This window comes from Phycicoccus avicenniae (genome assembly GCF_018139485.1).
Classification (GTDB): domain Bacteria; phylum Actinomycetota; class Actinomycetes; order Actinomycetales; family Dermatophilaceae; genus Phycicoccus; species Phycicoccus avicenniae.
Window position 1 is genome coordinate 1 of sequence record NZ_JAGSNF010000002.1, and the last position, 14,713, is coordinate 14,713.

Annotated in this window: 9 protein-coding genes; all 9 read left to right on the forward strand. The window is 74.0% G+C overall.

Annotation, left to right across the window (positions count from 1 at the left end; translation table 11 throughout):
• The first annotated feature begins 114 nt into the window (after positions 1–114).
• The 9 genes from KC207_RS01750 to KC207_RS01790 all read left to right on the forward strand — a co-directional run bounded on the left by KC207_RS01750 (position 115) and on the right by KC207_RS01790 (position 14,665).
• Positions 115–1,278 carry an inositol-3-phosphate synthase gene (locus KC207_RS01750; protein ID WP_211601191.1) on the forward strand — a complete coding sequence of 388 codons (1,164 nt, stop codon included), beginning with the start codon at positions 115–117 and terminating at the stop codon, positions 1,276–1,278.
• Positions 1,275–2,180 carry an SCO3242 family prenyltransferase gene (locus tag KC207_RS01755; RefSeq protein ID WP_211601192.1) on the forward strand — a complete coding sequence of 302 codons (906 nt, stop codon included), beginning with the start codon at positions 1,275–1,277 and terminating at the stop codon, positions 2,178–2,180. The genes KC207_RS01750 and KC207_RS01755 overlap by 4 nt, the downstream gene beginning before the upstream one ends.
• A complete protein-coding gene (locus KC207_RS01760; RefSeq protein ID WP_249138496.1) occupies positions 2,177–3,037 on the forward strand; it encodes a sugar phosphate isomerase/epimerase family protein in 861 nt (286 codons plus the stop codon). Before KC207_RS01755 ends, KC207_RS01760 begins: the two co-directional genes overlap by 4 nt.
• Positions 3,034–3,618, forward strand: a complete 585-nt coding sequence (locus tag KC207_RS01765; RefSeq protein ID WP_211601193.1) for an EboA domain-containing protein — start codon at positions 3,034–3,036, stop codon at positions 3,616–3,618. The genes KC207_RS01760 and KC207_RS01765 overlap by 4 nt, the downstream gene beginning before the upstream one ends.
• Positions 3,615–4,484, forward strand: coding sequence for a TatD family hydrolase (locus KC207_RS01770; protein WP_211601194.1), 870 nt, complete (start codon positions 3,615–3,617; stop codon positions 4,482–4,484). The genes KC207_RS01765 and KC207_RS01770 overlap by 4 nt, the downstream gene beginning before the upstream one ends.
• On the forward strand, positions 4,484–5,668 hold the full coding sequence (eboE, locus tag KC207_RS01775) for a metabolite traffic protein EboE (protein ID WP_211601195.1): 1,185 nt from the start codon (positions 4,484–4,486) through the stop codon (positions 5,666–5,668). Before KC207_RS01770 ends, eboE begins: the two co-directional genes overlap by 1 nt.
• A complete protein-coding gene (locus KC207_RS01780; protein WP_211601196.1) occupies positions 5,665–7,095 on the forward strand; it encodes an alkaline phosphatase family protein in 1,431 nt (476 codons plus the stop codon). The genes eboE and KC207_RS01780 overlap by 4 nt, the downstream gene beginning before the upstream one ends.
• A complete protein-coding gene (locus tag KC207_RS01785) occupies positions 7,092–8,099 on the forward strand; it encodes a sugar phosphate isomerase/epimerase family protein (protein WP_211601197.1) in 1,008 nt (335 codons plus the stop codon). Before KC207_RS01780 ends, KC207_RS01785 begins: the two co-directional genes overlap by 4 nt.
• A 272-nt stretch (positions 8,100–8,371) precedes the next feature.
• Positions 8,372–14,665: a 3-keto-alpha-glucoside-1,2-lyase-like domain-containing protein gene (locus tag KC207_RS01790; RefSeq protein ID WP_211601198.1), complete on the forward strand. Its 6,294-nt coding sequence runs from the start codon at positions 8,372–8,374 to the stop codon at positions 14,663–14,665.
• Positions 14,666–14,713: the final 48 nt, after the last annotated feature.

A 14,713-nucleotide genomic window follows, 5' to 3' on the forward strand; every position in this document is an offset into this window, starting at 1 on the left:
CCGCACCGCGGTGGGGGGGGCCCGCCCGGGGGGGCCCCCCCCCCGCGGGGGGGGGGGGCCCCCCCCGCCCCCCGCCGCACGGGCACATCACCGATCACGAGGAGTGGACAGACGATGACGAGGACCGGACGGACCGGACTGTGGCTCGTGGGAGCCGGGGGGTCGGTGGCGAGCACCGTCGTGGCCGGGCTGGCTGCGATGCGAGTGGGCGCCGCCGGACCCGGCGGGGTGGTGACGGAGACGTCCGCGTTCGCCGGGGCCGGCCTCGTCGACACGGCCGACCTCGTGACCGGCGGGCACGACGTCCACGAGGTCTCGCTCACCAAGCGGGTCGAGGACCTCGCGACGGCCGGGGTCGTGCCGCACGACCTCGCGCGCCTCGTCGCCGCCGACCTCGACGCCGCCTCCGAGCGGGTGCGTCCCGGGTACGCGGTGGGCGCGGAGGACCAGGGCGCGGCCGTGCGCCGGCTCGCCGAGGACCTGCGTGACTTCCGCGAGCGGGAGGGTCTGGACCGGGTCGTCGTCGTCAACGTCTCCTCGACCGAGCCGCCGGTCGACGCGGCCGAGGTCCCGGCGGACGTCGCCGCGCTCGAGGCCGCCTGGTCCCGGGGCGAGGCCCCGCTGCCGCCGTCGTCGGTCTACGCCGCCGCCGCGTTCACGGCCGGGTGCGCGTTCGTCGACTTCACGCCCTCCACCGGGGCCCGGCTGCCGGTGCTCGGCGAGCTCGCGGCCCGGGCCGGTCTGCCGTGGGGCGGCAGCGACGGCAAGACGGGGGAGACGCTGCTGAAGTCCGTCCTCGCCCCGATGTTCGCCCAGCGCGCGCTGCGGGTGCACTCGTGGAGCGGCACGAACCTCCTCGGCGGCGGTGACGGGGCGACCCTCGCCCGGCCGGACGCGTTCGAGAGCAAGGCCCGCAGCAAGGCGGCCGGCGTCGGCGCGATGCTCGGCTACCCCGTCGAGGGCCCGATCCACATCGACAACGTCGCCGACCTCGGCGACTGGAAGACCGCGTGGGACCACATCACGTTCTCCGGCTTCCTCGGCACCCGGATGACGCTGCAGTTCACGTGGCAGGGCTGCGACTCCGCGCTCGCCGCGCCGCTCGTCGTCGACCTCGCCCGCCTCCTCGACCTCGCGATGCAGCGGGAGGAGTCGGGGGCGGTCCCCGCGCTCGGCTTCTTCTTCAAGGACCCCGTCGGGTCGGACGAGCACGCGCTCGCCGCGCAGTACGACGCCCTCTTGCGCTGGGTGCGCGGCGAGGGGTGGACCGGTCGATGACGGCGTTCGCCGACATCGCCGAGCTCGTCCGGGCCCCCGCCGCACTCACCGTCCCGGGCGACTCGCTCGCGGGGGCCGCCGCCGCGGGCTGGCCCGCCGGGCCGCGCACGGCGGTGCTCCCCGTCGCCTCGGCCTGCCTCTACTGGGCCGGGATGGCCCTCAACGACTGGGCCGACCGGGACCTCGACGCCGACGAGCGTCCGGAGCGCCCGATCCCCTCGGGGCGGGTGTCGCCGGACCTCGCGCTCGGGGTCGCCGGTGGCCTGAGCGCCGCCGGGGTCGCCCTCGCGGCGGTCGGGGGAGGTCCCCGGGCCGCGGCGCTCGCGACGGTGCTCACCGGGGCGGTCTGGGCCTACGACCTCTCCGCGAAGCAGGGCCCGTTCAGCACCGCGACGATGGCGTCGACGCGAGGCCTGGACGTCCTCCTCGGGGCGGCGGCCGGGGGTCGGGACGGCCTGCGACGGGCCGCGCTGCCGGCCGCGGTCCTCACCGCGCACACGGCCGCGGTCACGGCGCTGAGCCGGGGCGAGGTCCACGGGACGACCCACGCCGTCGCCCGGGGGGCGCTCGCGACGACGGCCGCCGTGACGAGCGCCGTCCCGGCGCTCGCCGCGTGGACCGCCCGCACGGGTCCGGGCGGCGCGCTCGCGCGGACCGGCTCCTGTCTCGGGGCGCTCGCCGGTGCGGCCGTCTACGGGCGGTCCGTCGGCGGCGCCCAGCAGCGGGTGGTCGCCGACCCGGGGGCCGGTCCGGCGCGTGCCGCGACGGTCGCGGGCATCCACGGGATGGTCCCGCTCCAGGGCGGCCTCCTCGCCGCGGTGGGGGCGGCCCCGGTCGCCGGGGCGCTCGCCGGGGCGACGTGGGCCGCGCGGTCCGTCCTGCGCCGCGGGAGCCCGACGTGACCGGCCTGCGCCTCGGCTACGGGCTCAACGGGTTCACCGACCACCGGCTCGTCGACGCCCTCGACGTCGTCGCCGGCCTCGGCTACGACGGCGTGGCCCTCACCCTCGACCACGCCCACCTCGACCCGTTCGGGCCGGGGCTCGCCGACCGGGTCCGGGCCGTCGCCCGGCTGCTGCGGGAGCGGGAGCTCGACGTCGTCGTCGAGACCGGCGGGCGGTACGTCCTCGACCCGTGGCGCAAGCACCACCCGACCTTCGTCAGCGAGGACGCCGAGCGGCGGATCCGGTTCACCGAGACCGCGCTGCGGATCGCCCCGGACCTCGGGGCGCCCGTCGTCTCGTGCTGGAGCGGCATCCTGCCCGACGACGTCGACGCCCGGACCGGGCGCGAGCGGGTCGACCGCGCCGTCGAGCGGCTGCTTCCGGTCGCCGCGGAGACGGGGACGACCCTCGCCCTCGAGCCCGAGCCCGGGATGTTCCTCGAGCGGGTCGGTGACGTCACGGCGCTCATCGACCGGTTCGACCGCCCGGAGGGGCTCGGCCTCACCGTCGACGTCGGGCACCTCGTGTGCACCGAGGACGACGCCCCGGGCGCCGTGATCCGCGACGCCGGGGGCCACCTCGTCAACGTCCAGATCGACGACATGCGGCGCGGCGTCCACGAGCACCTGCCCTTCGGCGAGGGCGAGGTCGACCTGCCCGAGGCAGTGGGCGCCCTCCTCGACGTCGGCTACGACGGGCTCGTCCACGTCGAGCTGCCCCGGCACACCCACGCCGCGCCCTCCCTGGCGCGGCACAGCATCGAGCGGCTGCGCGCCGCCCTGTCCACCGCGACGACGAGGAGGTCCGTGCGATGACCTGGACGGAAGAGGCCCTGCGAACGGTCCAGGAGGACGCGAGCCACGTCCACGTCGCCTTCCCTGGCGCCGCCCGACGGGCCCGGGCCGAGGGCGTGGACGGCGAGCGGCTCCGGATCGACCTGCTGCTCGCCCTGCCCGGCGACGCCGACGCGGTGGCGGCGCTCGTGCAGGAGGTGTACGAGCACGGCGACAGCGCCGAGAAGCTCGCCGTCCTGCGGGCGCTCCCCGAGCTCGACCACCCCACCGACCGGCGCGAGGCCGTCGGCGACCGGCTGCTGCCGGTCGTCCGCGACGCGCTCCGCACGAACGACACCCGGCTCGTCGCCGCCGCGATGGGCCCCTACGCCCGGACCCACCTCGAGGACACGGCCTGGCGGCAGGGTGTCGTCAAGGCGCTCTTCACCGGGATCCCCCTCGCGATGGTCGACGGCCTCGACGCACGGCGCGACGACACCCTCGTGCGGATGGTCTCCGACTTCGCCGACGAGCGCCGCGCCGCCGGCCGCGAGGTCCCGGCCGACGCCTGGCTCGTCCTCGTGGACACCCCGAGCACCCACCACGGAAGGAGCCTGCGGTGAGGATCTTCGACCCGCACATCCACATGACGTCCCGCACGACCGAGGACTACGAGCGGATGTACTCCGCCGGCGTCCGTGCGCTCGTCGAGCCCTCGTTCTGGCTCGGCCAGCCGCGCACGAGCGTCGGGACGTTCTGCGACTACTTCGACGCCATCCTCGGCTGGGAGCCCTTCCGGGCCTCGCAGTTCGGCATCGCGCACTTCGCGACGATCGGGCTCAACCCGAAAGAGGCCAACGACCCCCGCTGCCGCGAGGTGCTCGACGTCCTGCCCCGCTACCTCGAGAAGGACCGGGTCGTCGCCGTCGGCGAGCTCGGCTACGACTCGATGACGCCCGAGGAGGAGGAGGTCTTCGAGGCCCAGCTGGCCCTCGCCGTCACCCACGAGCTGCCCGCGCTGGTCCACACCCCGCACCGGGACAAGCTCGCCGGGACGCGCCGGACGATCGACGTCGTGAACGCCAGCGGCCTCGAGCCGGGCCGTGTCCTCGTCGACCACCTCAACGAGGTGACCGTCGGCGAGGTCGCCGGGTCCGGCTGCTGGATGGGTTTCTCCATCTACCCGGACACGAAGATGGACCCGCACCGGATGGTCGCGATCCTCAAGGAGTACGGCCTCGAGCGCATCGTCGTGAACTCCGCGGCCGACTGGGGCCGCAGCGACCCGCTGCTCACCCTGCGCACGGGCGAGGCGATGCGGGCCGCGGGGTTCTCGGTCGACGACGTCGACCGTGTCCTGTGGCGCAACCCCGTCGAGTTCTACCGCCAGTCCGGGCGGCTCGAGATCGACGACCTCGACGAGACCGTCGGGGCCGTCGCCGGCGCGACGTTCGAGGGCAACTCCGTCCTGCGGGGGAGCCGCGACTGATGCGCTTCCGGCACGCCGACGGGTCGACGGTCCACCTCGCGTACTGCACGAACGTCCACGCGGGGGACACCGTCGAGGACGTCCTCGCCCACCTCGACCGGTTCTGCCTGCCCGTGCGAAGCCACCTCGGCAGCGACCTGCTCGGGGTCGGCCTGTGGCTCGCCGCCCCCGCGGCCCGGGTCCTCGCGGCCGACCCCGCCCGGACGGCAGGTCTGCGGGCCGCGCTCGCCGAGCGGGGCCTGGAGACGGTGACGCTCAACGCCTTCCCGTACCGCGGCTTCCAGGAGCCGGTCGTCAAGCACCGCGTCTACCACCCGGACTGGACGGGCGACGAACGCCTCGACTACACCCTCGACTGCGCGCGCGTGCTCGCCGGGCTGCTGCCGGACGACGCCGCCCGCGGCAGCGTCTCGACCCTGCCGCTCGCCTGGCGCACCCCGTGGGACGACGGTCGGGCCCACGACGCGCGGGAGCGGCTGGACCGGCTGGCCGCGGGGCTCGCCGACCTCGAGGAGGAGACCGGCCGCACCGTGCGGGTCGGCCTCGAGCCCGAGCCGGGCTGCGTCGTCGAGACCGTCGCCGACGCGGCCGACCACCTCGCCGGGCTCGACGGTGACCGCCTCGGGGTGTGCCTCGACGTGTGCCACCTCGCGACCGGGTTCGAGGACGTGGCCTCCACCCCGGGGCGGCTCGCCGCGGCCGGACTGCCCGTCGTGAAGTCGCAGGTGTCGGCCGCCCTGCACGCCGCCGACCCGCACGACCCCACGACCCGCGAGGCGCTCGCCGCCTTCGACGAGGAGCGGTTCCTGCACCAGACCCGCCGGGGCGCCCGTCCCGGCGAGTCCGGTGGGGCCGCCGGCGGGGTCGACGACCTGCCCGAGGCGCTGGCCGGCGGCCTAGAGGACGCCGGCGACCCCTGGCGGGTGCACTTCCACGTCCCGCTCGGGGAGCAGCCGCAGGCGCCGCTGACCGCCACCCAGGACACGACCCGCGACTGGCTCGCGACGCTCGTCGCGGGTCCCGTCCCCCTCACCGACCACCTCGAGGTCGAGACGTACACGTGGGGGGTGCTGCCCGAGCGGCTGCGCCCCCGGACCGACGACGACCTCGCCCGGCGGATCGCCGGCGAGCTCGCGTGGACCCGTGACCGGCTCGTCGACCTCGGACTCAAGGAGATCCCGTGACCCTCAAGACCTCACCCCACCCGGTGCTCCTGCTCGACGTCGTCGGGCTGACCCCCCGGGCGCTCGCCGACATGCCGCGGCTGTCCCGGCTCGCCGAGCAGGGGACGCGCAGCGCGCTCGAGACCGTGCTCCCGGCCGTGACGTGCTCGGTGCAGTCGACCTTCCTCACCGGCCGCACCCCGGCCGAGCACGGCGCCGTCGGCAACGGATGGTTCTTCCGCGACCTCGGCGAGATCATGTTCTGGCGCCAGCCGAACAGCCTCGTCGCGGGGGAGAAGGTGTGGGACGCCCTGCGCCGCACCTACCCCGGTGCCACGGTGGCGAACGTCTGCTGGTGGTACGCCATGGGCATGGACGTCGACTCGCTCGTCACGCCCCGCCCGGTCTACCACGCGGACGGCCGCAAGTCGCCGGACTGCTACACGCGCCCTCCGGGACTGCGCGACGCGCTCACCGCGGACCTCGGGCCCTTCCCGCTCTTCCAGTACTGGGGGCCGACGGCGTCCATCGCGTCGTCCCGGTGGATCGTCGAGGCGACCCGCCGGCTCATGCCGGAGCACGACCTCACGCTCGCGTACGTGCCCCATCTCGACTACGACCTCCAGCGCTTCGGGCCGCGCTCGCCGCAGGCCCGCGAGGCCGCCCGCGAGCTCGACGCCGTCCTCGCGCCGCTGCTCGACGACGCCGAGCGCCTCGGCGTCGAGGTGGTCGTCGTCAGCGAGTACGGCATCACCGACGTCGACCGTCCGGTGCCGCTCAACCGGCACCTGCGCCGGGCCGGGCTGCTCGAGGTGTACACCCAGGAGGGGATGGAGTACCTCGACCCGTGGGCCTCGCGGGCGTTCGCCGTCGCCGACCACCAGGTCGCCCACCTCTACGTCCGCGACCCGGGCGACCTCGAGCACGTCCGCTCCCTCGTCGCGGAGGTGCCCGGCGTCGAGCAGGTCCTCGACCGGGAGGAGCAGGCGGCCCACGGCATCGACCACGAGCGCTCGGGCGACCTCGTCGTCGTCGCCGACGAGCGGTCCTGGTTCGCCTACGCCTACTGGCTCGACGACGACCGGGCCCCCGACTTCGCGCACGGGGTCGAGATCCACCGCAAGCCCGGCTACGACCCGGCCGAGCTCTTCTTCGACCCCGACGACCGCACGGCCAAGGCCCGGGCCGGGCTCTCGCTCGTGCGCAAGAAGGTCGGCCTGCGCTACGCGATGCGCGTGGTCCCCCTCGACCCGTCGTGCGTCCGCGGCAGCCACGGCCGCCTCGGCGGCGACCCCGAGGACGGCCCCGTCGTCCTCACGTCCACCCCCCGACCCCTCGGTGGCAGCATCGCCGCCACCGAGGTCCACGATCTCGTCCTCGCGGCGGCCGGTGCGGCCGAGCCGCGGGGGCGGTCCCTGACCGACGACCTCACGAGGAGCTCCCGATGACCCGACCGATCACCCTCTTCACCGGCCAGTGGGCGGACCTGCCCTTCGAGGAGGTGTGCCGGCTGGCCTCCTCGTGGGGCTACGACGGCCTCGAGATCGCCTGCTGGGGCGACCACCTCGACCCGTGGCGGGCCGCGGAGGACGACGCGTACGTGCAGTCCAAGCTCGACATGCTCGAGAGGTACGACCTCAAGGTGTGGGCGATCTCGAACCACCTCAAGGGCCAGGCCGTCTGCGACGACCCGATCGACGCCCGCCACGAGGCGATCCTGCCCCCGAAGGTCTGGGGCGACGGCGACCCCGAGGGCGTCCGGCAGCGCGCCGCCGAGGAGATGACGATGACCGCCCGGGCCGCCCAGCGGCTCGGGGTGAAGACCGTCATCGGCTTCACCGGGTCCTCGATCTGGAAGTACGTCGCGATGTTCCCGCCGGTGTCGCAGGAGCTCGTCGACGCGGGGTACCAGGACTTCGCCGACCGGTGGAACCCGATCCTCGACGTCTTCGACGAGTGCGGCGTGCGGTTCGCTCACGAGGTGCACCCGTCGGAGATCGCCTACGACTACTGGACGACCGTCCGCACGCTCGAGGCCATCGGGCACCGCGAGGCCTTCGGGCTCAACTGGGACCCGAGCCACTTCGTGTGGCAGGACCTGGACCCGGTGAGCTTCATCTGGGACTTCAAGGACCGGATCTACCACGTCGACTGCAAGGACGCGAAGAAGCAGGTCGGCAACGGCCGCAACGGGCGGATGGGCAGCCACCTCGCGTGGGCCGACCCGCGGCGGGGCTGGGACTTCGTCTCGACCGGCCACGGCGACGTCCCGTGGGAGCAGTGCTTCCGGATGCTCAACACGATCGGCTACGACGGCCCCATCTCCGTCGAGTGGGAGGACGCCGGGATGGACCGGCTGCTCGGCGCGCCCGAGGCGCTCGAGTTCGTCCGCCGCTACGCCTTCGACCCGCCCGAGGCCGCCTTCGACGCGGCGTTCGCCACGCGCGACTGACCGGGGCCGGTCCGCTCCGGCCCCGACGCACCACCCCGGTTCCGCCACCAGGTGCCCTTCCTGGTGGCGGAACCGGTGCGTTCACCCCCGCTCCGACGCCAGGTGTCCTTTCTGGTGGCGGACCCGGTGCTTGCGCAAAGGGTCGTCACGCGAGTCTTTTGCGGAAAGACCGTCATAAGTCTTGAAATCCACACCATAAGACTCCTACGTTCAACGGTGAACGTGCGCGGCCACCGTCGGTCGCGTGTCATCGAGCGCCGAGGACGTCGCCCATGATCAGCACCGTCGCCCGCCCCGTCCGCACCGCGGCCCGGCTCCTCCTCGCGGGGGCCGTGGCCTTCGCCGGGGCCGCCGCGGTCCCGCCCGCCGCCCTCGCGGCGGAGGCGGACACCCAGCCCGGTGCCACCCTGCGGGTCTACGACCTCGGCTCGGTCTCGCTCAGCGAGCTGTGCACCCTGCGCGGCGGACAGACCCCGAACGTCGACCGGTACGTCCCGGTCATCGACTACTCCAGCGACGAGGACTTCGGTCTCGCCGACAACTTCGTGTCGCACACGCTCGCCGACCTCGTCGTCCCCCAGGACGGTGAGTACGCCTTCCGGCTCACGAGCGACGACGGCTCCCGCCTCACGAGCGACGACGGCTCCCGCCTCACGATCGACGACACCCTCGTCATCGACCACGACGGGCTGCGCGGCATCGACCCGCCGGGCGAGGGCACCGCGACCCTCACCGAGGGATCGCACCCGCTCTTCCTCGAGCACTTCGAGGCCGGCGGCGGCCAGCAGGTGACCCTCGAGTGGCGCACCCCGGGCGCGAGCGACTTCGAGGTCGTCCCGAGCGAGAACCTCGCGACGCCCGCCGACGTCGTCCGGGTCACCGCCCCCGGCACGAAGGCCTGCGAGGGCGAGACGGACTCGCCCGGCGACGGGCTGCCGCTGGAGTCGGTCAACCCGGTCTACGACCTCGTCGACCTGCGCCCCGACGGCTTCGAGCCGATGGTCTCGGCCCTCGCGTGGGATCAGGACGACCTCCTCGTCGCGACGTCGGGCAACGTCAGCCCCGGCGGCCCGGTCGACGACCCGGAGTCCGGTGAGGTGTTCCGGCTCGAGGGCGTCCTCGACGCCGCCGGCCCCGAGGACGTCACGGTCACCCCGGTCGCGGGCGACCTGCTCAACCCCATGGGCATGACGGTCGTCGACGGCACGATCCACGTCTCCGAGCGCGACGGCCTCACCGCGCTGCGGCCCGACGCCGACGGCGACGGCCTGCTCGAGCAGGAGACCGTCGCCGAGTGGCCGTACGGCGGCAACTTCCACGAGTTCGCCTTCGGCCTCGTCCACCGCGACGGCGCGTTCTGGGTCAACCTCTCCGTGGCCATCGACGCGGGCGGCGCGACGACCGACCCGCAGCCGGCCGACGGGCGCGGCACGGCGATCCGCATCGACGACGAGACCGGCGAGGTCTCCTTCGTCGCCGGCGGCCTGCGTACCCCGAACGGCATGGGCGTCGGCCCCGACGGCGAGATGTTCATCAGCGACAACCAGGGTGCCTGGCTCCCGGCGTCGAAGATCATGCACCTCGAGCAGGGCCGGTTCTTCAACCACCGGACGACCCCGGCCGGCCCGTTCGACGACGAGCCGGTGACCCGGCCCGTCGTGTGGCTGCCGCAGAACGAGATCGGCAACTCGCCGAGCAACCCGGTGATGCTCGAGGAGGGACCGTTCGCCGGCCAGCTCCTCATCGGCGACGTCACGTACGGCGGCCTCCAGCGCACGTTCGTCGAGACCGTCGACGACCAGTACCAGGGCGCGGTCTTCCGGCACACCGCCGGGCTCGAGGCCGGCGTCAACCGCACCCTCCTCGGCCCCGACGGGGCGCTGTACATCGGCGGCATCGGTGAGGCCGGCAACTGGAGCGAGGGTGGCAAGCTGACCTACGGCCTCCAGAAGCTCTCCCCGAACGGCGCCACGGCCTTCGAGATGCGCGAGATGCGCGCGACCGCCACCGGCTTCGACGTCGAGTACACCGAGCCGCTGAGCGAGGAGACCGCCGCCGGCATCGCCGACGCGTTCCAGGTCGAGCAGTGGGCCTACAGCCCGGCGACGACCTACGGCGGTCCGAAGATCGGCGAGGAGGAGCTCGCCGTCACCGGCGCCACGGTGTCGGACGACGGGCTCACCGTCTCGCTCGAGGTCGAGGGCCTGAAGACCGACCGCGTCGTCCACCTCCGCTCGCCGCGCTCCTTCACGAGCGCCGACGGCGAGGAGCTGTGGACGACCGAGGCCTGGTACACGCTCAACGAGCAGCCGGGTGACGACGACCAGCCGACATTCCTCGAGGCCGAGGAGGGCCAGCTCGACGGCGGCGCGACGATCGCGACCGACCATATCGCCCACTCCGGGGACGGCTTCGTCGCCGCCCTCGACGAGCGGCACGCGGGCACGACGTTCCGGGTGGAGGCCGACGAGGCCGGTGCCGTCGACCTCGGGCTGCGCTACGCCAACGGCCCCAACCCGTTCCAGGGCGACAAGACCCTCTCGCTCGTCGTCAACGGCGAGCGGCAGCAGGTGACCTTCCCGTCCACCGGCACGTGGGGCACGTGGTCGACGCTCACCGAGCGGGTCGACCTCGTTGCCGGCACGAACCTCGTCGAGGTCGAGGTGGGCCTCGACGACACCGGGCACGTCAACCTCGATGCGATGTCCGTGCGCCCCGCCGGCGAGCGCATCGAGCTCCTCGGCGCCGACGGCGACCTGTCCGAGTGGCAGCACACCGACGGCCGCGCGTCGGAGTGGCCGGCCGCCGGCGAGGGGGTCGTCGAGGTCTGCTGCGGCGACCTGCGGACCAAGGAGTCCTTCGGCGACTACCGCCTGCACGTCGAGTTCTGGCTCCCCGAGTACCCGGCCGACGTCACCGGCCAGGACCGGGCCAACTCCGGTGTCTACCAGCAGGACCGCTACGAGGTGCAGGTCCTCGACTCGTACGGGGTCGACCCGCTCGCGACGAACGACGCCGCGGCGGTCTACCAGCAGAAGGCCGCCGACGTGAACGCCGCGACCCCGCCGGGGACGTGGCAGACGTACGACGTCGACTTCACCGCGGCCCGCTTCGACGCGGACGGCACGAAGGTGTCCGACGCCCGGCTCACGATGGACTGGAACGGCGAGCGCGTCCACGACGACGTCGCGATCACCGGCCCGACGGGTGGTGGCATCGCCGAGGGTCCCGCCGCGGGCCCGATCCGCCTCCAGGACCACGGCAACCCGGTCCGCTACCGCAACGTCTGGGTCGAGCGGGAGTACAACGAGGTCCCGGAGCTCACGGCCTCGGCGGAGCCGACGAGCGGCACGGTGCCGCTCGACGTCGCCTTCACCGCGGACGCGAGCGACCCCGAGGGCACCGAGGTCTCCTACGCCTGGGACTTCGACGACGGCTCCGAGCCGGCGTCCGGGGCGCAGGTGGACCACACGTACTCGACGCCCGGCACGTTCGACGCCCGGGTCACCGCGACCGACGCCGACGGCCGGTCCGCGTCCCGCACGATCCGGGTCCAGGTGGGCCAGGACTGCGACGGCGCGGTCGAGCCGGACGACGAGTTCGAGGGCACCTTCCTCGACCGGTGCCGCTGGACCGACGTCGTCCGTGAGGACCCCGACCACCTCCGGGTGGCCGACGGGCACCTCGAGATCGACGCCGTCGACGGCGACATGCACGGCGGCGTGACGAACGCCGACAACCTCGTCCTCCAGGACGCCCCCGACGGGACCTGGTCCGCGACGACGCTCGTCACCCTCCCCGAGGGCGAGGAGTACGAGCAGGCCGGGATCATCGCCCACGAGTCCGACCGCGACTTCGTCAAGCTCATGCTCATGGACGACCCGTCCGACGGGTGGGTCGCCGAGCTCGGCCAGACCCTCGGCGGCCAGGCGAGCTTCGACCCCGCCCTCGACCGGGTCGTCCTGCCCGCGGGGAGCACCACCGACGGGGTGTGGCTGCGCCTCACCTTCGACGGCGCGGGGTACACCGCGGCGTGGTCGGCGGACGGCCAGGAGTGGACCGACGTCGGTCGCACCCGCTCCGGGTCGACGATGCCCGACCCGCAGGTCGGTCTCGCGGCGTACAACGGCAACGGCCAGGCGGCGACCTTCGACTTCTTCCGCCTCGGTGAGGCCGACGTCCGCAGGTGCGAGACGCCGTTCTCCCCGGACGAGGGCTTCCGGATGCTCTTCGACGGCACGGCCGAGTCGCTCGCGCAGTGGCGGATGGCCGGGCCGGGCGGCTTCGCCCTCCAGGAGGACTGCTCGATCCTGTCCCAGGGCGGTCTCGGGCTGCTCTACCACCCGGACGAGCTCGAGTCCTACCGGCTGACGATGGACTGGAAGCTCGCCGGGGACGACAACGGTGGCGTGTTCGTCGGCTTCCCCGACCCGGGCACCGACCCGTGGGTCGCCGTCGAGCAGGGTCACGAGATCCAGATCGACGCGACCGACGACCCCGACTCGACGACCGGCGCGGTCTACAACGCTCAGGCCGCCGACGTCGAGGCCCGGGACGCCGCGCTCAACCCGCCGGGGGAGTGGAACTCCTACGAGATCGTCGTGACCGGTGACCGCATCCGCGTCCTGCTCAACGGGACCGAGGTCAACGACTTCACCGACACCGACCCGGCACGGATGAACGCGCCGAGCCTCGTGGGCATCCAGAACCACGGCGGCGGCGACGACGTCTACTACCGGGACATCCAGGTCCAGGACATCGCGACGCCGGCCGGCACGGCGCCCGCCCTCGAGGTGACCTCGCCGGAGCAGGACGCCGTCCTCGGCGACGGCGACGTCACCGTCGCGGGCACGACCGACGGTGTCGAGGTCGACGTCCGCGTCGGGACCGCGCTGTGGTCGGCGACGCCGGCCGACGGTGCCTTCGAGGTCGGGCTGCCGCTCGACAACGGCTCGCACGAGGTTGTCGTGTACGCCTACGCCGAGGACGGCTCCTCGAGCGTGGAGCGGCGCACGGTCGTCGTCCGCGACTTCGGTGAGCTCGTCGGCTCGCTCGAGGACCCGGCCGGTGACGACGACGGTCCGGGCACGTACGTCTACCCCGCGAACGAGGTGTTCGAGGACGGCGTCTTCGACCTCACCGGGCTCGAGGTGTACCGCGACGGCGACGACCTGCGGTTCGTCACGAGCATCGACGGTCCGGTGACGAACCCGTCGGCGTGGGGCGGTGACGAGGTGTCGATGCAGCGGGTCAACGTGTACGTCGGCGACGGCTCCGGCGACGCCGCCGCCGCGCTGCCCGGCACGAACATGGACACCGCGAGCGCCTGGAGTGCGGCGGTCGTCATCGACGGCCGGTTCGGCCTCGCCGGGGTCTACGCCCCGGACGGGACGAAGCTCGCCGACGGGGAGATGTTCAGCGTCCCGTCGGAGCACCGGTTCGGCGTCACCGTCCCGGCGAGCGCGTTCGGCGACCTCGACCCGGGGTCGGCCCGGTACGGCACGGCGATGTTCGTCAACGCCGAGGGCGGCGAGGGGGTCGGCAACGTCCGTCCCGTCTACGACCTCGAGTACTGGCAGGACCCGCCCGCCGGGCTCGGCTTCGTGCGGGACTGGCGGCTCGGCGGCGGCGCCGGCGAGTGGGACGACAGCCCGGCGCACGACACCGACCTGCGTGACCCGAATGCGCTCGACGTCATCGTCGGCCCGGGGCAGGAGCAGGCGGTCGTCATGGACTGGACGGCGTCGTCGCCGGTCCGGCTGCCGATGCTCGCCCTCGACGGGACGCAGGAGCCCCTGACCCTCGAGGTCACCGTCTCGCCGGAGGCTCCCGACGGCGACGCGGGCTGGTACGTCACGCCCGTCACGGTGACGGCGACGACGGCCGACGACGCGACCGTCGAGGTCGACGTCGACGGGACCGGGTGGGTCGCGGTGCCGGACGGCGAGGTCGTCCTCGACGAGGACGGCTCGCACGAGGTCCGGGTCCGCGCGGTCCGCGGCGACGAGACGACGGAGGTCGAGACCGTCTCCGTCGACCTCGACGGGACGGCGCCGGAGGTGACGGTCGACGGGCTCGAGGACGGGACCACGATCGGCACCTCGGACGTCGTCGACGTCGGCGTCCTCGTCGAGGACGCGACGAGCGGCGTCGGGTCCGTCACGGTGACGTTGGACGGCGAGGCCCTCGGTGACGACGCGGCGGGGCAGGACCTCGTCCTCGACGCCTCGACGCTCGCCGTCGGTGACCACGTGCTCGCCGTGGAGGCGCGCGACGTCGCCGGCTCGGTGACGACCGTCGAGGTCGCCTTCACCGTCGAGGCCACGATGGCCGACGCGGTCGCCCTCCTCGAGCGGTTCGCCGCCGACGGGTCGGTCGACGCCAAGAGCGCCAAGAAGCTGGCCCGCCAGCTCGACAAGGCGCAGGACTGGCTCGACCGGGACCGCGAGCGGCAGGCCGGCAAGGAGCTGGAGAAGGCCCTCGACACCGTTTCCGGCATCAGCGACGCGGCGGCGCGGTCCGCGCTGCGGCTCACGATCGAGGCGGTGGTCGCAGACCTGGGGTGACCCCGCCACGACGCCGCCCCGGTCCGCTCGTCGGGCCGGGGCGGCGTC

Bases quoted from the DNA above. Each gene is read 5' to 3' on its own strand.
- KC207_RS01750 (WP_211601191.1), top strand. From the start codon at position 115: ATGACGAGGACCGGACGGACCGGACTGTGGCTCGTGGGAGCCGGGGGG.
- KC207_RS01755 (WP_211601192.1), top strand. From the start codon at position 1,275: ATGACGGCGTTCGCCGACATCGCCGAGCTCGTCCGGGCCCCCGCCGCA.
- KC207_RS01765 (WP_211601193.1), top strand. From the start codon at position 3,034: ATGACCTGGACGGAAGAGGCCCTGCGAACGGTCCAGGAGGACGCGAGC.
- eboE (WP_211601195.1), top strand. From the start codon at position 4,484: ATGCGCTTCCGGCACGCCGACGGGTCGACGGTCCACCTCGCGTACTGC.
- KC207_RS01785 (WP_211601197.1), top strand. From the start codon at position 7,092: ATGACCCGACCGATCACCCTCTTCACCGGCCAGTGGGCGGACCTGCCC.
- KC207_RS01790 (WP_211601198.1), top strand. From the start codon at position 8,372: ATGATCAGCACCGTCGCCCGCCCCGTCCGCACCGCGGCCCGGCTCCTC.